The organism is Streptomyces viridochromogenes DSM 40736 (assembly GCF_000158955.1).
Taxonomy (GTDB): domain Bacteria; phylum Actinomycetota; class Actinomycetes; order Streptomycetales; family Streptomycetaceae; genus Streptomyces; species Streptomyces venetus.
The window spans coordinates 8,384,928-8,404,361 of record NZ_GG657757.1 but is presented as its reverse complement, the minus strand read 5'-3'; the positions used below and the strand labels follow the sequence as shown (position 1 = coordinate 8,404,361).

The following is a 19,434-nucleotide window of genomic DNA, read 5'->3' as shown; positions in this document are numbered from 1 at the left end:
GTTAATCCGAGGTAACGGATTTCCGCAAGGCGAGATGGAGTGTCTGGATTGAGGGGTGTTTGGGCTTGATGTCGTCTCGGATTGTGGACGAACCCAGGGATGTGCGCCACAAAGGCTCGGGTCTTGTCGTCCTCGACGGCGCAGGCCTCGGCGTGGCGGACGTCGTACGGCTCGCTCGTGGAACGGCTCGGCCGGTCCCCGGGAGCGAGGCGATGCGGCGCGTCGAGGAGTCCTGGAACGCCGCCCGCCAGATCGCCGCGACCGGCCGCGTGTACGGCCGCTCCACCGGCGTCGGCGCCAAACGGAACGAGGATGTGCCCAGCGGTGCGGACGCCGCGCACGGTCTGCGACTGCTGCGCAGCCACGCCGGTGCCATCGGGGAAGAGCTCCCCGCCCGTCAGGTGCGTGCGATGCTCGCCGTTCGGGCCAACCAGCTGCTGGCCGGCGGCGCGGGGCTGCGGCCCAGCGTCGTGACGGCGTTGTGCGAGTCGCTGGAGAGCGGGGCGTACCCGGTCGTCAACGAGTTCGGCTCCGTCGGCACCGGTGACATCGCGGCCCTGGCGCAGGCGGGGCTGGCCTTGGCGGGAGAGCATCCGTGGCACGGCGCCACCGCGCCGGAGCCCCTGCCGCTCGACAACAACGACGCGCTGGCCTTCATCAGCAGCAACGCCCTCACCCTCGGGCAGTCGGCCCTCGCCCTGCACGAACTGCGGGGGCTGCTGGAGGCCACCCAGGTCGTCGCCGCGTTGTCGCTGCTGGCCGTCGACGGTTCGCACGAGGCGTACGCCGCCCCCGTGCACGCGGCCCGCCCGCACCGCGGCTGCGCGGAAGTCGCCCGCCGTATGCGGGGGCTGATCGGGGCGGCCGATCGTCCGACCCCGCCGCTCGACCGTCTCCAGGACCCGTACGGCTTCCGGTGCCTGCCCCAGATCCACGGCCCGGCGCACGACGCCGCGGACACCCTGGAAGAGGTCGTCGCCATCGAGATCAACGCGGCCGCCGAGAACCCGCTCATCTTCCCCGAGGAGATGGCGGCCTACCACCACGGCGGCTTCTACCAGGCTCAACTCGCCCTGGCCCTGGACCACTTCAGGCTGTCACTGACGCAGGTGGCGCGCCTGTCGACCTCCCGCCTCGCGACCCTGAACGAGCCCACCTACACCCGGCTGCGCCCCTTCCTCTCCGACCCGGAGCCCGCCTCGTCCGGCGTGATGATCCTGGAGTACGCCGCCGGTGCCGCCCTCGGCGACCTGCGGGCGTTCTCGGCACCCGCGTCGCTCGGCCACGCCGTCCTCTCCCGGGGCGTCGAGGAACAGGCCAGCTTCGCCTCGCTGGCCGCGCGTCAGACGTTGCGGCTGTGCGACGCGTTCCGTCTCGTGGTCGGCTGTGAACTCGTCGCCGCCGTACGGGCGTTGCGCCAGCGGGGTCTCAGGGTCGAGCCGGGGCTTCCGGTCGGCCGTGCACTGGAGCTCGCCGGTTCGGTGCTCGACGACGATCCGGCCGACCGGCCGCTCACGGACGACGTGACGGCGGCGGCCGCGCTGCTCGACCGGTTCACGGACATCTGGAGGAGCAGCGAGTGAGGGTGTGACCCCAGTGGCCGTTTCAGTGGTGACCCGGCAGGGTGAGACGGCGGTAATCCGGGCGCGGCGGGGTAAAGGGAGGTCGACCACCCCCCGTGGAGAAGGAGCCGACGATGACCGACGACGCCTACCTCTTCCTGCTCGACGACGCGTCCGTGCCGCTCGGCGTGGTGCCCGCCGCCGTCGGCGATCTGGCGTGCATGGAGACTCCCGCGGTACGTGCGTGGCTGGACGCCCAGGGCAGTACGCCGGGCTCTCCGCACCTGCGGTTGCTGCCGCCGGAGGAGACGGCGGCCGTCCCGGATGGAGCGGAACGGCTGCCCGTGCCGTTGAGCGATGAGGAGTTGAGCCGGGTCCGTCATCTGATGGCGCCGGAGTCGCTGGCCGGCATCGAGGAGGAGCTGCTCACCTACCGTGACATCTCGGACGGCCGGGACGGCCTGATCGGACGCGCGCTGGCCGCCGGTGTGCCGCCGCACCGCATCGTCGAACTGACCGGGGAGGACCCCGCGACGGTGACCGCCGCGGCGCGTGGCTGAGCAGGCGGCAGCGTGCCTCGACCGTCCGTGCGGCCTCAGCGGCCGGGGCCCGGGTCGGGTCGGGCGGCTTGCTCGATGCCGGCGCGGGCCGCCTCCAGCTGGGCGGCGAAGGCGATGCCGAGGAAGAGCGCGACAGCGGTGAGGTTGGCCCACAGCAGCAGGGCGACGAAGGCGGTGAGCGGCCCGTACACGGCGCCGAAGGCGCCGCTCCGCTCGACGTACAGGGCGAGCAGCCACGTGGCCGACACCCACAGCAGCAGGTGCACGGCCGAGCCGAAGGCCAGCCAGGTGTAGCCGGGCTGGACGCGGCGGGGCGACCAGCGGAAGATCACGGCCGAGGCCACCCAGGCCAGCACCAGCCCCACCGGGAAGTCGAGCACGCCCCACCACTGCGGCCCGCCGCCCTCCCAGCCGGCCGTCTCCGCCACCGCCTCGCCCACGGCTTCGCCGGCGACGAGGACGACGAACCCCGACACCAGGGGCAGACCGGCGGCGAGCGCGAGAACGATCGCCCGCGCGTACTTGCGCGGGAAGGGACGGTCACGCTCGATGCCGTAGATACGGTTGGCGCCCCGCTCGATCTGGCCCATGGCCGAAGCCAGGTTCAGCAACGCGAAGCCCAGGCCGAGCCACAGGGCGAGCGTGCTCCACACATCTCCGTGAGCGGTGCGCCGCGTCCCCTCGAAGGCGTCCTCGACGATGTCGGCGCTGGCGCCGGGCACGATCCGGCCGAGCGTGAGCTCGATGACCCGGCCCACCCCCTCCGTGTGCACCGACGTGGCCAGCCCGACGAGCGCCACGGTGCACGGAACCAGCCCGAGCACCACCTGGAAGGCGAGTGCGCGTGCGTTGGTGAAACCGTCCGCGTAGCGGAACCGTACGAAGGAGTCGGCCAGCAGCCGCAGCCCTCCGTAGCGGCGCAAGGCGGTGAACGCCTCGTCCCCGGAGAGCTCCTCCCCGATCATGTCCCGGGTCTGTGGGACGTGGACGGCGGTACCCATGGCGTGGACACTCCTTGGCGCGGGGGCTGTGGTCTGAACCGTGCTGTCCGATCCGGTTACCCCCATTCATCTCCTGTCCTGCCACGGCATCGCTCCCGAGACGTACCGGCCTTCGAGGGATTCTCGGGGCGGCTCGGCGGTCCGCAGACCGGTGGGCGGTACGGGCATGAGATGGCCACGCCTCTCCAGCCACCGCCCCACCCTCATCAGTGCGGCGCCCAGCGGCGCGAGCCGGCTGCTCGAGGTGCTGACCGTTCTCGCGCTGGCGGCGGACGCCGACGCGGTGTCGGTGTGCGCCGCCCTCGGACAACGGACGTGAGCGGTGCTCCCACTGAGGCCGTGGGCGGCTACATGCTGCGGGCGGTGATGTCGCCGTAGTCGGTGGTGGCGTGGATGGCCAGGGCGGCGTCGGCGCCGTCGGCGTTCTTGAGCGTGTTGTGGATGCGGCCGTGGCCGGTGCCGGCGTCCAGGGAGGCGAAGACTCCACGGGCGGCGCCGACCGAGATGTCGCCGTGCTCGGTCCGCAGCGTGAGCGTGCCGCGCACGGCCTCGGTGATGCGGAGGTCGCCCTTGCGGGTGCTGAGCTCGCCGGGGCCGTTCAGGCGGCCGACCGTGATGTCGCCGGCCTGGAGGGTGAGGCGGGCGCTCTCGGTCTCGTCGAGCTTGACTGTGGCCTGCGCGCCCTCGAAGGTGACGTCGCCGAGCCGTCCGACGCCACGGAGTTCGGCGTCCGCCGCCTTCGCCTCGACGTGGGAGCCGGTGGGCAGCTGGACCGTCACCTCGACGGAGCCGGGGTGTCCGAGGATCCGGTTCTTCGCCGGCGGGGCCTCGATCCGCAGGACCCCGTCGCCACAGGCGACCTCGATCTGCTCGGCCGCCTTCACGTCGCGGCTCCTGGAGGCGTCCGCGGGCAGGATCTCCACCGTGGTGTCGGCCCGGTCGGCGGCGATGAACCTGATGCGTCCCGCCGGGATGTCGAGGACGGCGGAGACCTGGGTGGGGGTGTCGAACTTCTGCATCGTGCGCTCCTTCGGTCCGTTGTTTCTGACGAAGGAAACGCTACGTTGCGTTCATGAACTCGGCAACGTATTCATTGCATAGAAACGCCATAAGTGCAGGTCATCGCAGCGAAATCGTTGCAATGGCCTTGAATCTAACGCAACATCACCTGACCGCAGCGTTGCAATGGTTTCAGGGTGAACGCTATGGTGCAGAGACCACGGACCACGAAGGAGGCCGCGATGCCGGGAGGCAGACTCACCCAGCAGGAGCGCCAGCAGATCTCGTTGGGACTGGCCGACGGCCTCGCCTACGCGGAGATCGCCAGGCGTCTGGACCGCCCGACCTCGACGGTCACGCGCGAGGTGATGCGCAACGGCGGTCCCGCCACCTACCGCGCCGACCTCGCCCACCGCGCCACCGAACGCCGCACCCACCGGCGCAGGCAGACCGCGCCCCGCGGACCGGAGGCGCCCCCGCAGCCCCATGGACGCGACGCCGAGGCGGTCCGCGAGTACGAGGAGGCGTTCACCACCCTCCTCATGCAACAGGGTCTGCCCAAGATGATGTCCCGGGTGCTGACCTGCCTCTACACCAACGACGCCGGAAGCCTCACCGCGTCAGAACTCGCCCGTCACCTCCAGGTCAGCCCGGCGTCCATCTCGAAGGCGGTCACGCTTCTCGAAAGCCAGGGCCTCATCCGCCGGGAACGCGACGAAGGCCGCCGTGAGCGCTACGTCGTCGACAGTGACGTCTTCTACCAGGGCATGATCGCCAGCGCCCGAGGCCATGCCCAGCTCGCCGACACCGCACGGCGGGGCGTCGGCCTCCTCGGCCCGGACACCCCGGCCGCCGTCCGGCTCGAGAACATCGCCCGCTTCGTCGACTTCGTCGGCGAGAGCATCACCCGCGCCGCGGAACAGGCCCGCGACATCCTCCACACGAAAGCCGAGACGTCCCCGAACGGCGCCACCACACCGCGGTCGGGCGACGCATAGCCCGTCAGCCGTCCTCAGAGAGGTATCAGCACCATGGAACAGCGCGTCGCCCCACTCGATGATCCGGTGGGCGCGTCACTGGGCGGTCACCACGTCCACCTCGCCCGCCGAGTCGGCCGAGCCGTCACCTATCTGCCCGATGTGGCGACTTTCAGCGCGGTGCCCACCGACCCCGATCCGGAGGCCTGGGCAGACCTGGCGCGCCTCCTGGGCCCAGGCGAGTTCGCCGACATGTTCAGCAGCTCCGCGACTCCTCCCCCGAGCTGGGACCCGGTCTTCACCCTCGAAGGCCGCCAGATGATCTGGCCCGGCGACAACCGCCCCGCCCCTCCCCACGCCCGGACCACCACCGGTGTCGTCGAACTGGGCGCCGCCGACGTGCCCGAGATGCTCGACCTGGTCGCACGGACCCGGCCCAGGGCCCTTCTGGCCCCGCACTCACGAACTCGGCACGTACCTCGGCATACGCCACAACGGCACACTCGTGGCCATGGCCGGCGAACGACTCCGCCCACCGGGATGGACCGAGGTCAGCGCTGTCTGCACCGCCCCCGAAGCACGCGGACAAGGCCACGCCGCACACCTCATCACGGCAGTCGCGACACGCGTCCTGGCCCGGAACGAACGACCCTTCCTGCACGTGGCCGAAGCCAACACCGGCGGGATCGCCCTCTACGAACGGCTCGGCTTCAAGACCCGCAAACACGTCACCTTCCGCGGCTACCGCGTCCCCTGACATCCGCCGGCGTCCCCACCCGCGCGCGGCGGTGAACCGGCGGCTGTACCGCGTGGTTCAGGACGGCCCGTCCTGGGGTGAGCCGTCGGCCGAGGTGACCGTGACGGCGGTGGTGCGTCCGTCCGGGGTGATGCGCAGGACGGGGATCGCCTTGTCCCTGGGGGCGCCGTCGTTCCCCAGGGCAATCCAGCCGCTCACGCCCGGCAGGGCGCCCTTCTTCCGCAGCCGGGACAGCGTGCGGAAGACGTCGGAAACGGTCGGTGTCCCTGCCGGTGGTGTCTCGCGGACCGCTCGGGCCGCGGTGAGGAGGGCGTCGTGCATCATGATGGCCCGGCCGTCCTCGAGGTCGCCGTACGGGAACGTGCGGGCGAAGGTGCCGTCGCGGAAGGGTGCGAGGAAGTCCCGGTCGAACGCGTCGGGTCGCGCGTCCCATGCTTCCGGGTGAGCGAGGCCGGTGTAGAGCAGGTCGATGCGTCCCTTGCTGAGTACGTCGGCCAGTTCGCGCGTGTCGAAGCCGTTCGTGTGCCTGACCATCATGGTGTCGTCGCCGGACATCACGGTCACCCGGTGGTCGAGGCACCGGCGTGCGGCCAGGCCGGTCAGGAGCTGCGGAAGCGTGGTGCCGCGTCCCGCGAAGTAGACCACGTCCGGCTTCACCTCGCAGAAGTCGGCGAGTTGGGCCCGGAAGTCGGACGGGCCGCGTCGTGAGGAGTCGAACAGGGTGGGCTCGGGCCGGACCAGCCGGCCGGGCGGGATGCGCGCCCGGAACTGCTGGGCGAGGGTGCTGGTGTACTGGTCACCGGGGGCGATGTCCTGCACGAAGAGGATCCGGGCGCGGGCGAGTGCGCCGGTCGACAGATGGCGTACGGCGGCCGCCGCCTGGTCGGCGTTGGTCGGCGCGACCCGCGCCAGGCCCGGCACGGCGGCCCAGGAGTCGGCGGTGAGCACCGAACCGAACGCGGGCAGGCCGCCGGCCGTCAGCTCCTCCACCATGTCCTGGCTGGAGGCGGTGCTGCCGCCGAGCCCGAGCGCCGCCACGATGCGCTCGGCGCGGCGGGCCCTCAACACCTGGCCGACGGCATGGTTCCGCTGCTCGGCGGAGCCTCCGGTCTGTCCGAACAACAGCCGGACCGGAGGGCCTTCGCTCGGGCCGGACAGCCTTCCGTTGCTTCTGAGCTGGGCGAAGTGAGCCCCCTCCAGATCGCGCCCGACGGCCTGCATCGCGGCGTCGCCGTCGAACTCCTCGGTGAGGGGCGTCAAATACACCATCGAGACGTACGGCCGACCGCCCGGCTTCGCGGCAGCCGCCATGACCCGCCGGTTCTCCGCCGCGATCAGTTCCAGCACCGGGGCGACGGTCCGGGCCGACGAGCGGCGCAGTCGCGTGAGCGAGGCGTCCGTGTCGAGCAGGCCGACGCATCTGCGCATCCGGCCCTCGCCGATGGCGCTCAGCCCGTCGGCGCACGGCAGGTGCGTCGACGGCGCGGGTGAGGGGACGTCGCCCGGGACGACCAGGGTGGCGAGCAGGGCCAGCGCGGCGAGCGATGTCCGGCCGGGCCGACGGCGCCGCACGGGTCGCACACTGTCGGTCCGGTCGATGCCCTGACCGGCTCGGGTCGCCAGGCGCAGTACCTCCTCCAGGCCGGGCCGGCGGGCGGGGTTCTTGTCGAGACAGCGGGCCACCAGTGCACGCAACGCTCCGGAGAGACAGGTCAGGTCCGGCTCCTGGTGCACCACCGCGAAGGCGACGGCGATCGGCTCCAGGCCCGCCGCGTCGGGGTCCTCGAAGGGGCTGCGGCCCGACGCGGCGAAAGCCAGGACGCATCCGAGCGCGAACACGTCCGTCGCCGGGGAGACGGACCGGGCGGCGGTCAACTGCTCCGGTGCCATGAAGGCGGGGGTGCCCACCATCGCGTCGCCGCGGGTCAGGGCCCGGCTCTGGGTGACGGACCGCGCGATGCCGAAGTCGATGACCCGTGTGCCGTCTTCGGCGAGCAGTACGTTGGCGGGCTTCAGATCGCGGTGCACGATGCCCTGTTGGTGGATGTCGCGCAGCGCCTCCGCCAACTGCCCGGCGAGTCTGACGATGTCGGCGGCGGGCAGCGGGCCGCCGGAGCGCACCCGGGCGTCCAGCGAGTCACCGACGACGTACTGCGTGGCCAGCCAGGGCGGGTCCCCGTCCGGGTCGGCCGCCACCACGGGCGCGGTGAAGGCCCCGCTCACCTTGCGGGCCGCCGCGACCTCGCGCCGGAACCGGGCCCGGAACTGTGGCTCGTCGGCGTACTCGGGGCGGATCACCTTCAGCGCCACCTGCCGCCCGGCGGCACTGCGCGCCAGGTACACCACCCCCATGCCGCCGGCTCCGAGGCGCCGTTCCACGGTGAACTCCCCGATGCGCCGCACCACGCCAACGTACCGCCGCCGAGAGCCCTTGTTTCCCGCTCTTTCGGAGTACGTCCGTCCGCATCACACCTTCAGGTGAAATGGCGCGGATCGTGGGGCGTTACAGGTCGAACTCGAGGTGTTCGACGTCGGTGAACTCCACCAGCAGCCCTTGCGCACGCCGCCCGTGGTCCTTGAAGTAGATCTCCTGCAGGCCCTCCGCCGCGATGTCGCGCAGCTGCTCCTCGGTGCGGCCGGCGTCCCGGGCTTCGAACAGGCGTGCCGCGTACTCGGGTGGCAGGGCCACCGTGAGGTGACGCAGGCGGGCGTCGTCGGTGCTGCCCGGGGCGGCGGTGTAGCCGAAGCGGGCGCGGGTGTCGATGACGATGCCGCCCGTGGTGGCCGCGGTCTGCCTGGCCCTGGCCCTGACGTGGGGCTGCCACCGCTTGAGGACCTCGCGTTCCAGACGCCGCGCCAGGTCCGGCCGGGGCCTCTTGAGCTGGTCCCTGACGTAGCGTTCGACGGTGCGCTGGCTGATGCCGAGCAGTTCCGCCACCGCTCTGGTGCCTTTCAGCTGCCGGACCAGGAACCGCATCCGCGCGCCCCCGCCGCGCGGGATCGGGCGGGTGAACGCCTTGCGCAGTGCGTCGTCGAGCCCGTCCGTGACCGTGTCCATCGGTTGCCTCCCCCTTCCGCTACTCGCCGTCGTCCGAGGCGGTGACCTCGCCGGACTTGATGTACCGCGCGAGGTTCAGGGACTGGCCGTGCCTCTCGCGGAGCTCCTCGGCCCACAACGTCGTCTGCGTGCCTTCGTGCTTGACCATGCCGGGTGACACACCGATCCGGAAGGAGCCCGGGACCGTCCTGCCGTCGGCGTCGTGGGGCAGGACGTCCAGTGGTGACGGCCCCTCAGCGGCGTACACGGCGCAGTCGGACAACACCGCCACGGGGTAACGGCCGGTGGCAGCGGCCAGGTTGAGCATCTTGCGGTGCATGTTGACGCGGGCGCGGGAGATGACGACGGCACGGATGTCGGGGCGCCAGGTCGGGCGGGAGAGGGCCGGCCAGGGTTGGCCGGGCTTCCAGCCGCCGCCGCGGGCACGCTCCCTGAGCTTGCCGATACCGCCCTTCACGGTGGACTTGATCGCGTCCAGGACCATCGCCGCCTGCGGGTCGCGCCGCCGGCAGTCCTCCATCGCCTTCAGATAGTCGTGCGGCGGCAGCTTCTCGGCGACTCCCAGGTCGTCCATCGTGCCGACGTAGGCGTCGCGCAGGCGCTTGTACCAGCCGTCCAGGTACCGGCCCTTCTCCTCGCGCACCCAGGCCTCCAGGGGTGCCACGTCGTAGCCGAGCTCCACCGCGTAGGCCACGGTCGGGGTCGCGTACCACGCCGGGCCCGTGGGGCGCTCGCCCGTCGGGGTGAACGGGCTGGGCAGCAGGTCGCCCCGCAGCTGCCGCCGCTGCTTGCCCACCAGGACACGGGAGAGGTCCACGTGGGAGAGGTCGACCAGCCAGGCGCCGGGCAGGCCCGCGTCGAAGGCCGGGTTGGTGACGTGCACCGGGGGTGCCGCCAGGCCGACGACCGCGCCGTTCGCGGCCGCCCCGAACGCGAGGTTGACGTCGATACCGACCAGGTGGCGGTGCATGCACTCGGCGTCGGTCAGCTCCCGCGTCCAGTCGTAGGCCTCCTCCAGCAGCATCTCCCCCGGTCCGCGCTGGTGGAAGCGGGGCAGGCCGGCCAGCAGCGGATGCCCGTCCGGGGCCTCGCAAGGCGCACAGTCCATCGGGTGTTCGCCCAGCGACCCGGGCCGGTGTTCCCGGTGCCGCCTGCCCGTCTCGTCCGGCTCACTCGCGCGGGTCGGCGGGTTCAGGGCGGTCATCAGCTCCAGGCCGGTGACCGCCGTCGAGCCGCACGGCGTCAGCACCCGCGCCGCGTAGGTGCCCAGTACCCGGGCCAGTTCCGCCGGCTCCAGCTCCGCGGCCCGCCCCCAGGAACGGGCGTCGAGCGCGCCCCAGGAGGGGACGCACAGCTGCACGCAGTGCCGCTGACCGCCCTGGGCGGGGCGGTAGATCCGTGCCCAGGGGCCGAGCCCGCGCCGGGTCAGTCGCCAGTTCGCCTTGTCCAGTTGCTTGCAGACCTTGTGGTCGTCCGGGAGCCGCCCGGACAGGCGTTCCGAGTCCGTCAGCCGGGCGGGGAGTCCGTAGCGCTCCAGTGCCGCGGCGCTGAGCACCAGCAACGGGTCCGCGTCCCTGCCGGAGCCGTGCAGCTTCGCCGAACCGAGCTGTGCTTCCTTCAGCGTCCACTCCACCAGGGCGGGCAGGGACCTGGCGGGCACGTCCATCACCAGACCGCCGATGCCGTAGCCGGTCACCCGGCGGTCGGCGTCCGCGTCGAGGACCAGCAGGGGGCCGTTCGCGAACCGGGGGGCGTCGTCCGTCCGCACCGGGCCCGCCTGGGCGTTCGGCTTCCGCGTGGCCGGGCGCGGCGGCGCCGGCGGTGGGCCGGAGTCGGCCGGACGAGCGACGGGAACCGTCCGCCTCGGGGGGTGCTGCGCCGTTTCGGCGCGGTCGGGGGGCGGCGGCGACACCTCTGGCGTCCGAGCGGCCGGGGCGGTGGACGCCTCCGGTGCGGGCGCCTCCGCAGCGGGCGCCTCCGGTGCGGGGGTGTTCGGGTCGGGGGTCTTCGGGTCGGCTGGATAGAGCTGGGCCAACTGCTTCAGCAGACGCGCGTACGCGTCACGCTCCGGCGGACGCGGTTCGGTCTTGCCGGCCTCCCAGCCGCCCACCGTCGCCCGCCGGACCCGCAGCGCGGCGGCCACTTCGTCCAGGGTCAAGCCGTGCGCCAGGCGCAGCCGTTTGCGCTCCGTCGGCGCTGGCAGTGGGGAACGGGACGCGACGAGGGCGTCGACCGCGTCGAACAGCTCGGACATGCAGGACCTCCCGTTCCGCAACCGTATCGTGAAGCGCACTTTTCGCGTACGGAACACGCACCGATCGAGTGGAGGTCAGGTGGGGAACTCCTCGCGCGCGGACCGGCGCAGGCAGGAGAGGACCACGACGAGGGGCCAGAGCGACTGAAGCGTCGTCACCGTGCGCTCGGCCACGCCGGCGACGCCTTGCAGGCGGAGCTCGATCAGGAACCAGGCCGCGCCCACCGCCATCACGGCGGTGGCCCCCAGGCACGAGAGGGGACGCAGCGCCCATGGCACGGCGCCGCCCCTCCGGGCGGCCAGGAGCGGCCAGGCGGCCAGGAGGGTGAACCCGGCGATGGCGACCGAACCGTGGCTCAGGGAGCCGCCGCTGCTCGGTGCCGGGAACACCGCCACCGCGAGCGCCGCGACGCCGCCGGCCGCCAGGGCCATGCGTCCGGGGAGCGCTGCCGGGCGCAGGCCCCAGGCGGTGAGGAGGTAGCAGGCGCCCACGGTGATGAACGCTCCCGTCATCACCCAGGAGCCCGTGGTTCCGGGGGCCGCCAGGACACTGATCGTCTGGGCGGCAGGGTCGTAGGCGGGGCCTTGCAGTGAGGCCGCCACCAACCAGCCCAGGATCAGGACGGCGGGAGCACAGCTCGACGGCAACAGGACCCATTTGGTAACAGAACGCACTAGGACACCGTAAAACGCTGCGTCCGTTCCACTCGTCCCACCCCTGCGGCACCGGGCGGGTCTCCCGGAGGGTTTCGCGGCACGATGGGTCCGTGCGGCTGCGGCGGCCGTGGACGTCCGGCGCACGGCCCACGCGGGAAAGGTGATCAGGCATGGAGCTCACTCTGGTGGTGCTGATCATCGTCGTGGGACTGACGTTCGACTTCACCAACGGTTTCCACGACGCGGCGAACGCCATCGCCACCTCGATCTCCACCAGGGCCCTGACGCCGCGTGTGGCGCTGGTGATGGCCGCGGTGATGAACTTCTGCGGCGCCTTCCTGGGGACCGGGGTCGCCGAGACCGTCGGCAGTGGCATCATCGGCGCGCCCGAGGACGAGTCGGGGCTGTTGCTGGTCCTGTGTGCGCTCCTCGGGGCCATCGGCTGGAACGTCTTCACCTGGTGGCGCGGGCTGCCCACCTCGTCCTCGCACGCGCTGATCGGCGGGCTGGTCGGCGCCGCGCTCGCCGCCTCCGCCACGGTCCACTGGTCCGGCATCGTGGACAAGGTCGTCCTGCCGATGCTGCTGTCCCCGTTGGTCGGTGTGTTTCTGGGATACGCGCTGCACACGGCCATCCTGTGGGCGTTCCGCCGTGCGAACCCCCGGCGCACCACGCGCCGGTTCCGGATGGCGCAGACCGTGTCCGCCGCCGCCATGGGGCTGGGGCACGGGCTTCAGGACGCGCAGAAGACCATGGGGGTCATCGTGCTGGCCCTGGTCACGGCGGGGTGGCAGGACGGCTTCTCCGTCCCCGTGTGGGTGATCGCCGCCGTGGCGGCCGCCATGGCGGCGGGTACCTACACGGGCGGGCGTCGCATCATCACCACCCTCGGCCGCCGCATCGTGCACCTCGACCCGCCACGCGGGTTCGCCGCCGAGACCGCGGCCGCCACCGTGCTGTACACCACCGCGTTCCTGGTGAAGGCGCCGATCTCCACCACACAGACCATCACCGCGGCCATTCTGGGCGCCGGCGCCACCCGGCGTGCGTCGGCGGTGCGCTGGCAGGTGGCGCGCTCGATCGTCACCGCCTGGGTCCTGACGTTCTTCGGCGCCGGAATCCCCGCCGCGGCGCTCTATCTCGCCCTGCACGCCCTCACCAGGGTGTGACGCCCCGAGGGCCGGCCGGCGCAACCGTCCACCTCGCCGGCTCGTCCTACCAGGCACCATGATCCCTTCAGGTCTCGCCGGCCCCTGGGCCGCTCCGGTTCGGCAGCTGCTCGACTTCGCCTGGACACAGACGCGGGCGTGCGCGTTCGCCATCGCGCTGCTGTCCGGCGTGGCCGTGTCCACCCTGCTGCCGGGACTTCCCCTGGCGCGTTACGACGTGCTGGTGGTCTACGGCGTGCTGCTCACACTGGTGTTCTGGCTGCGCGGCTGGGAGAGCGGGCGGGACGTCGCCGTCATCGCGGTGTGTCATGTCATCGGGCTGGCTTTCGAGCTGGTGAAGGTCGCTCTCGGCTCGTGGAGCTACCCGGAGCCTGCCGTGCTGAAGTTCGCCGGCGTGCCGTTGTACGGAGGATTCCTGTACGCGGCTGTGGGCAGTTACGTGTGCCGGGCCTGGCGCCTGTTCGATCTCGGAGTGGTGCGTTACCGGCCGCGCGCGACGGCGGTGGTGGCCGCGGCGGTGTACGTGAACTTCTTCAGTCATCATTGGCTGCCCGACGTGCGCTGGGTGCTGGCCGGGCTGCTGGTGGCCGTCACCCTCGGGACGTCGGTGTGCTTCACGGTGCGGGGCGTGCGCCGCAGGATGCCGTTGGCGTTGTCGTTCGTCCTGATCGGGTTCTTCCTGTGGGTGGCGGAGAATCTCGCCACCTTCGCGGGCGCATGGCGCTACCCCTATCAGCAGCATGGCTGGGAGCCGGTCGGGGTGGACAAGTTCGGCGCCTGGGCCTTGCTGATCAGCGTCACCTTCGTCCTGGCGGCGGTCGGGCGGCGTCCGGATCCCGGGGCTGACCGCACGGTGGAATGACGGAGATTCGGATGGCGCGACTCGTCGCCGGAAGCCTTACCCGCATATCATCCTATGGATGTGAATTAGGTGATTTGCCTTCGAGGGTGTTCACGGACGGTGGCCATCCTCGCCGGAGTGATCAATGTCCCGCACGGACACGACGGACGACGGTGACGAGCTGCTGACCAGGCTCGGGGCCCTGACGGCGCAGGCGCGCGCGCAGGCCGAGATGCAGCGGTCGCGGGTCGAGCTGGCCATCGCGCTGCAGCGCGGCATGCTCCCGCGGGACCTGCCCGTCGCCCACCGGCTGCATCTGGCCGTCCGGTACACGCCCGCCTGCCAGGGCCTCAACGTGGGCGGCGACTGGTACGACGCCTTCACACTGGGCGACGGCCGTATCGGCCTGTCCATCGGTGACGTCCAGGGACACAACATCGAGGCGGCCGCTTTCATGGGGCAGGTACGGGCCGGGCTGCGGGCCCTCGCCTCCGTCACCGGCGAGCCGGGCGAGGTCCTGGCCCGGACCAACGAGCTGCTGCTCTCCCTGGGCTCCGACCTGTTCGCCACCTGCACGTTCATGCGGCTGGACCCGCGCGCCGGAGTGCTGGAGAGTGCGCGGGCAGGGCATCTGCCCTGCGTGTGGGCCACGGCGGACGGGAAGTCCGGCCTCACCGAGGACGAAGGCGGGCCGCCGCTGGGGATCCAGGCGGGGATGCCGTATCCGGTGACCCGGTACGAGCTCACCACCGGTGGGATGTTCGTGCTGCTCACCGACGGGCTCGTGGAGGGGCCGTCGATGCGGCTCGAGGAGGGCCTGGACCAGGCGGCGCGGCTCGCCGGCATCGCGGCGGTGGCGGGAATGGACGTGGACGCGCTCGCGGCGGCCCTGATCAAGGGTGCCGAGCGGGTGGGACACGAGGACGACGCCGCCGTGCTGGTGGTCGGCCTCGACGGGCCGGACACTAGGCCATAGGGCCGCAAGGACCGCGCCGTCACCTCGCCGACGCCCTGGCCTCGGTGTCTGATGACAGCTGTGGTGGCTAGCCAGGATCTGCGCACGCCGGTCGTCCTCACTCTGCAGACGCTGGCCGTCGCCGCCTGCTACTACGTCTCGGGACAGCTGGGCCTGCTGCGGGAACTGGTCGTCGAGGGCTCGGTCGTCACCCCCATCTGGCCTCCCACCGGTGTATCGGTGGCCTTCCTGCTCCTCCTGGGGCTGCACTGCTGGCCGGGGATCGCCCTGGGTGCCTTCTTGGTCATCCTGTCCCTCACCTCCCCCACCCCTTCGGCGCTGGGCGTCCTTGCCGGAAACACGGCCGCACCGGTCGTCGGGTACCTACTGCTGCGCCGGGCCGGTTTCCGGACCGATCTCGCGCGTCTGCGGGACGGTCTGGCGCTGGTGTTCCTGGGCGCGTTCACCGCCATGCTGATCAGTTCGACCGTGGGGGCGGGCCTCCTGCTGGTCACGGGCAAGGCGGCAGGGGCGACCTTCTGGGCCGTGTGGCTGGCCTGGTGGGTGGGGGACGCGATGGGCGTGCTGATCGTCACCCCGGTGCTGCTTCTGCTGTCCCGCGTCCGCCTTCCACTGCGGTTGTCGCGCTGGAAGGAGGCCGCGGGCCTGGGGCTGATCGCCTGCTGTGTCGTGCCGCTGTCCGCGCACAGCTCGATCAGCGTGCTGTTCCTCATCTATCCCCTGCTGATCTGGGCGGCCCTGCGCTTCCAGCTGGCCGGCAGCATGCTGTGCGCGCTCTTCGCGTCGGTCCTGGCGACGGTGGCGGCGACGGACCGGGTGGGGCCGTTCGAGCGGCTGACCCGGGTGGAGGTGATGATCAAGCTCCAGGCCTTCAACGGGGCGATGGCCCTGACGGCGCTGATCCTGTCGGCGGTGATCACCGAGCAGATCAACACGCGGCGGTCGGTGCAGCGCGCCTGCCACGAACTCGTCGAGGTCCTGGAGCATCTCACCGCGGGCGAGTCGGCGGAGGGCCGGCCACCTGTGGAGGAGGGCGGGACCGGACGGAGGCAGGACGAATAGGCTGGTCGTCATGGTCGAGGTGGAGGTGCTGCAACTACTGGTGTCGCCCACGCACCGGCTGGCCGGACGCCCCTCGGACGGGCCCGCGGCGGGCCCGTCCGACGAGCGGGTCCCCCTGGTGGAGGTACGCCGTGGCCTGGGCATCGTGGGCGACCGCTACTACGCACGGCCCGCCCACCGGAACGCGGCGGTGACCCTCATGGCGGCGGAGAAGCTCCCCGTGGAGATCGACGGGTCCGCCGATCTCCGGCACACCCGCCGCAACGTCCTGCTCAGGGGCGTCGACATCGACGCGTGCGTCGGTGCGACGATCGCGCTCGACTGCGGCACCGGGCCGGTCGTGTTCGCCGTGAACCGTCCCGCCCGGCCCTGCGCCTGGATGGACGTGACCATCGGCCCCGGCGCACAGCGCGCCCTGCGTGGCGGGGGCGGTGTGCGGTGCACTCCGCTGAGCGACGGGGTGATCAGGCTCGGCCCGGCGACGTTCCGTGTCGTGGCCGGGCCCGGCGACACGGCATGACCCGTACCGCCGCGTCGGGAAGCGTCAGCCGCCCGACGGGGCCATACGGATCGCGGCGATGTCGAGCTGCAGGCGCACCTTCTCACTCACCATCGCGCCGCCCTCGGCCAGCCTGCTGTTGTAGGTCAGACCCCAGTCGGAACGGTTGATGGTGGTGGTGCCGTCGAAACCGACCCTTTCGTATCCGAAGGGGTCGGTGACATGTCCTATGTAGGTCATGTCGAGTACGACGGGACGCGATACGCCTTTGATGGTGAGCTCGCCCGACATGCGAAAGAGGTCGGCGCCCGCGTGTTCCACCGCGGTACTGGTGAAGCGCATACGCGGATAAGTCGCGGCATCGAGGAAGTCACGACCGACCAGGTGCGCGTCACGTTGTTCCACCCCGGTGTCGACGCTGGAGGTGAACAGCGTGATGTCGGCCCGTGACCGAGCGGGGTCGTGGGCGTCGAAGTAGAGCCTGCTCTCGTACTCCAGGAAACAACCGCGCACGGTGGTCACCATGGCGTGCCGGACGGAGAAGCCGATCCTGCTGTGCGCGGGGTCGACGACCCATTCACCGGTGAGGTTCGTCAGGCCGGGGTCGGGCAGCACGGCGGTGGGGGACGCCGCCGCGCCGCCGGGGCGCTGTGGGGGGACGGTCGGCGCCTGCCGACGGGACGGCACGACGCGGTTGAACAGGTTCATGATTCACCTAGGTACTTGAGTTTGCTTATCGCCGCAAGTCCCCTCCGCGTTCACCGGTGTTGAAGAAGAGTACATGCCCCTTCTTGCCGCCGCTTTACACAGAATCCACACACCGCTGTCGCGGCGCACCGACGAAATACCCATCCGGAACACCATGGTTTTTCATCTCGGGCATTTCGACTATTCGGCCGTCTTCACCTCGATCGCGAGGTCGTTGTCGACCGTGTAGTAAGGGCGCACGGCCGATGCGGCCGCCGTCATTGCCGGATACACGTACACGTGCTTGCGGTCCGCCACATCGTCGAGCAGCCGGGCGATCCTGATGGGTGACGCGTCGGCGGCGGGCCGGACGAAGGCGTCCCAGATCCCGCCGGGCCCCGCACCCGTGATCTTCAGATCCTCGTGGCCGGCGACGAAGGAGAAGCCCCTGCCGTCGTCGTCGATCCGGGGGCGCAGACTCCGCACCGTGTCACCGCCGCGCAGGCGCAGCCGCACGGTGGCGTCCTCCTGGAGGGCGGCACCGTGCAGGCGTGCCGTGACCGTGATGGCGCGATCCGTGACGTCGATGGTGCGGGCCTCCGCGTGGGCGGTGCGCCGCCACGCCCGGAGCGCGAGGAAGCCGTCCTTCGTGACGTACGGGATGGTGACGGTGACCGGCGAGGGCCGGTCGCGGAGGTGCCCGTCGACGAGGGCGCGCAGGTCTCTGAGGCCGGGGCGCAGTCGCTGTCGTTCGGCTCCGGGCTCCGGCAGCAGGTACAGGTCCCAGCGTCCTTCGTCGAGGGCAGGGCGCGGTTCCAGTACGGCGCGCGGGGAGCCGCCGGTGGGGTCGGGCTCCAGGTCGAGGAGGCGGCGGGTGGTCTCGGGGCGGCCCTTCTTGGGGCGCAGCCGCAGCAGCAACTGGGGGCGGGTGCCGGTGGCCGCGGGAAGGCGGAAGGTGATGCGGCCGTCGGTGTCGGTCGCGCAGTCGGTACGCAGGCGGGTGTCGTGGTGCGTGGTCATCGTCGTCCCTTCCGGATCGCGCGCAGGGCGCCGGTGGCCGCGGCGTGGGCGGCGTCGCGGGCGGCGTGGCCGCGGCCGGTCAGTGCGCTGTGTGGGCGGTGGTCCTGCTCGGCGCCGGTGCGGCGGCCCGTGCTTCTGGCCGTGACGGCCTGCTCCAGGATGCGTTCGGCCTGTGCGACGACGGGGCCGGGGGCGAAGCGGCGCGCGTTCTCCAGGGCGGTGCGGCCCATGCGGCGACGGCGTTCGTCGTCTCCGACGAGTTCCAGCAGGGCCGCGGCGAGGGCGTCACGGTCTCCGACCGGTACCAGCCGGCCGTCTGCTCCGTCCTGGATGATCTCGCCGGGACCGTAGGGGCAGTCGGTGCTGACGACGGGCAGTCCGCAGCGCATCGCCTCGACGATGGTCATGCCGAACGGCTCGAAGTTCGACGTGGCCGCGCCGATCGAGGCCTTGGCCCATTCGGCCTCCATGGGGGTGGCGGCCCCCATCAGGAACACGTTGTTCCACAGCTCGTGTCGTTCGATGAGCTGCCGCAGGGCGGGCTGCTCCTCGCCCTTGCCGTAGATACGCAGCTGCCAGTCCGGGAACGCGGCGGCGACCTGGGCGAACGCCTCGATGAGCAGGTCGTAGCGCTTCACCGGGACCAGCCGGCCGGCGGCGATCACGACCTTGGCGGAGCCGTCCGCGGGAGGCAGCGCGGGGTCCGGGACGCTGTTCGGAAGGGCCTCCACATGGACGCCGGGCAGCCACATCTTGCGCCGGTAGGCGGCGGCGTCCGCTTCCGTGACGGTGGTGATCACGTCGAGGTGGCGGTACGCGCGGCGCAGCGCGGTGCGCAGCCGGGGCGAGTGGTTGTCGAGGGTCAGGTGCTCCTGGCCGACGCGTATGACGTGCCGCGGGGCCTGGCGCGCTATGTGCACGTTGAGGCCCGGGCGGGTGCCGATGACGACCCCCGTGTCGAGCGCCTCCAGGCACTCGCCGATCCGCTGGTCGGTCAGCTCGCTGTACTGGTGGTGGCGGTACTCGGCAGCGGGGAAGATCTTCGCCGGTCTCTGGTGCAGCGGATGGTCCGCTTCCTTGCGCAGATCCACCAGCGCGCGCAGCCGCACCCGGGGGTCCAGGGCGAGGTTCGGGTGTTCCCGGTGGCGTAACGCGGAGACGATCTCCACGTCGTGCCGTTCGGCGAGTGCCCCGGCCAGGTTGAACGTGGTGGTGATCGTGCCTCCGATTCCGTAGGCGTTGTGGATGAGGAAAGAGATCTTCATGGTGGCCTAGACCGTGTCAACGACCCGAACGTTGTTCGTCGTTACCACTCTGTGGCCGTGGTCGGCCGTGGTCGGCCGGGTGGGTGGGTT

At 71.6% G+C, this 19,434-nt stretch carries 18 protein-coding genes and 1 pseudogene; 10 read left to right on the top strand and 9 right to left on the bottom strand.

Features of this window, described 5'->3' with window-relative positions:
- Window positions 1-68: 68 nt before the first annotated feature.
- Together SSQG_RS36915 and SSQG_RS36910 are read left to right on the top strand one after the other, a co-directional pair.
- The gene (locus SSQG_RS36915; protein WP_052310402.1) at window positions 69-1,583 is read left to right on the top strand and encodes an aromatic amino acid ammonia-lyase; all 1,515 of its coding nucleotides are present in this window, start codon (window positions 69-71) and stop codon (window positions 1,581-1,583) included.
- Window positions 1,584-1,696: 113 nt separating this feature from the next.
- Window positions 1,697-2,122 (top strand): DUF6003 family protein, encoded by a 426-nt coding sequence (locus SSQG_RS36910; RefSeq protein WP_003995104.1) that lies wholly within the window; start codon window positions 1,697-1,699, stop codon window positions 2,120-2,122.
- Window positions 2,123-2,157: 35 nt separating this feature from the next.
- Here the strand turns inward: SSQG_RS36910 and SSQG_RS36905 are convergent, their stop codons facing one another.
- Complete coding sequence (locus SSQG_RS36905; RefSeq protein ID WP_003995103.1) at window positions 2,158-3,123, bottom strand: YihY/virulence factor BrkB family protein; 966 nt, start codon at window positions 3,121-3,123, stop codon at window positions 2,158-2,160.
- Window positions 3,124-3,289: 166 nt separating this feature from the next.
- Between SSQG_RS36905 and SSQG_RS41600 the strand changes: the two genes are divergently transcribed.
- Window positions 3,290-3,442 (top strand): hypothetical protein, encoded by a 153-nt coding sequence (locus SSQG_RS41600; RefSeq protein ID WP_158681169.1) that lies wholly within the window; start codon window positions 3,290-3,292, stop codon window positions 3,440-3,442.
- A gap of 28 nt (window positions 3,443-3,470) precedes the next feature.
- Here the strand turns inward: SSQG_RS41600 and SSQG_RS36900 are convergent, their stop codons facing one another.
- Window positions 3,471-4,142, bottom strand: coding sequence for a DUF4097 family beta strand repeat-containing protein (locus tag SSQG_RS36900; RefSeq protein ID WP_003995102.1), 672 nt, complete (start codon window positions 4,140-4,142; stop codon window positions 3,471-3,473).
- A gap of 222 nt (window positions 4,143-4,364) precedes the next feature.
- Between SSQG_RS36900 and SSQG_RS36895 the strand changes: the two genes are divergently transcribed.
- Together SSQG_RS36895 and SSQG_RS36890 are read left to right on the top strand one after the other, a co-directional pair.
- Window positions 4,365-5,120 carry a helix-turn-helix domain-containing protein gene (locus SSQG_RS36895; RefSeq protein ID WP_003995101.1) on the top strand — a complete coding sequence of 252 codons (756 nt, stop codon included), beginning with the start codon at window positions 4,365-4,367 and terminating at the stop codon, window positions 5,118-5,120.
- 33 nt (window positions 5,121-5,153) lie between these two features.
- Window positions 5,154-5,856, top strand: a pseudogene (locus SSQG_RS36890) (GNAT family N-acetyltransferase).
- Window positions 5,857-5,913: 57 nt separating this feature from the next.
- Here the strand turns inward: SSQG_RS36890 and SSQG_RS38430 are convergent.
- From SSQG_RS38430 to SSQG_RS36870, 4 genes are all read right to left on the bottom strand, one after another.
- A complete protein-coding gene (locus SSQG_RS38430) occupies window positions 5,914-8,259 on the bottom strand; it encodes a bifunctional serine/threonine-protein kinase/ABC transporter substrate-binding protein (RefSeq protein WP_158681167.1) in 2,346 nt (781 codons plus the stop codon).
- Between the two features lie 100 nt (window positions 8,260-8,359).
- Entirely contained in the window at window positions 8,360-8,914 is a 555-nt protein-coding gene (tpg, locus tag SSQG_RS36880) for a telomere-protecting terminal protein Tpg (protein WP_003995098.1), read from the bottom strand.
- A gap of 19 nt (window positions 8,915-8,933) precedes the next feature.
- Entirely contained in the window at window positions 8,934-11,168 is a 2,235-nt protein-coding gene (gene tap / locus SSQG_RS36875) for a telomere-associated protein Tap (RefSeq protein WP_003995097.1), read from the bottom strand.
- 75 nt (window positions 11,169-11,243) lie between these two features.
- The gene (locus SSQG_RS36870) at window positions 11,244-11,843 is read right to left on the bottom strand and encodes a DUF998 domain-containing protein (RefSeq protein ID WP_003995096.1); all 600 of its coding nucleotides are present in this window, start codon (window positions 11,841-11,843) and stop codon (window positions 11,244-11,246) included.
- Between the two features lie 152 nt (window positions 11,844-11,995).
- On the opposite strand from SSQG_RS36870, the gene SSQG_RS36865 reads away from it, so the two are divergent.
- From SSQG_RS36865 to SSQG_RS36845, 5 genes are all read left to right on the top strand, one after another.
- Entirely contained in the window at window positions 11,996-12,994 is a 999-nt protein-coding gene (locus SSQG_RS36865) for an inorganic phosphate transporter (protein WP_003995095.1), read from the top strand.
- Window positions 12,995-13,052: 58 nt separating this feature from the next.
- Window positions 13,053-13,856 carry a DUF817 domain-containing protein gene (locus tag SSQG_RS36860; protein ID WP_003995094.1) on the top strand — a complete coding sequence of 268 codons (804 nt, stop codon included), beginning with the start codon at window positions 13,053-13,055 and terminating at the stop codon, window positions 13,854-13,856.
- A 124-nt stretch (window positions 13,857-13,980) separates the two neighbouring features.
- On the top strand, window positions 13,981-14,811 hold the full coding sequence (locus SSQG_RS36855) for a PP2C family protein-serine/threonine phosphatase (RefSeq protein WP_003995093.1): 831 nt from the start codon (window positions 13,981-13,983) through the stop codon (window positions 14,809-14,811).
- A gap of 60 nt (window positions 14,812-14,871) precedes the next feature.
- Window positions 14,872-15,873 (top strand): MASE1 domain-containing protein, encoded by a 1,002-nt coding sequence (locus SSQG_RS36850; protein WP_003995092.1) that lies wholly within the window; start codon window positions 14,872-14,874, stop codon window positions 15,871-15,873.
- Window positions 15,874-15,883: 10 nt separating this feature from the next.
- Entirely contained in the window at window positions 15,884-16,393 is a 510-nt protein-coding gene (locus SSQG_RS36845; RefSeq protein ID WP_003995091.1) for a hypothetical protein, read from the top strand.
- 24 nt (window positions 16,394-16,417) lie between these two features.
- Here SSQG_RS36845 and SSQG_RS36840 read toward each other — a convergent pair whose 3' ends face one another.
- The 3 genes from SSQG_RS36840 to SSQG_RS36830 form a co-directional block, all read right to left on the bottom strand.
- On the bottom strand, window positions 16,418-17,080 hold the full coding sequence (locus SSQG_RS36840) for a YceI family protein (protein WP_003995090.1): 663 nt from the start codon (window positions 17,078-17,080) through the stop codon (window positions 16,418-16,420).
- Window positions 17,081-17,260: 180 nt separating this feature from the next.
- Window positions 17,261-18,079 (bottom strand): hypothetical protein, encoded by an 819-nt coding sequence (locus SSQG_RS36835; protein ID WP_003995089.1) that lies wholly within the window; start codon window positions 18,077-18,079, stop codon window positions 17,261-17,263.
- Window positions 18,076-19,344 (bottom strand): glycosyltransferase family 4 protein, encoded by a 1,269-nt coding sequence (locus SSQG_RS36830; RefSeq protein ID WP_003995088.1) that lies wholly within the window; start codon window positions 19,342-19,344, stop codon window positions 18,076-18,078. Before SSQG_RS36830 ends, SSQG_RS36835 begins: the two co-directional genes overlap by 4 nt.
- Window positions 19,345-19,434: the final 90 nt, after the last annotated feature.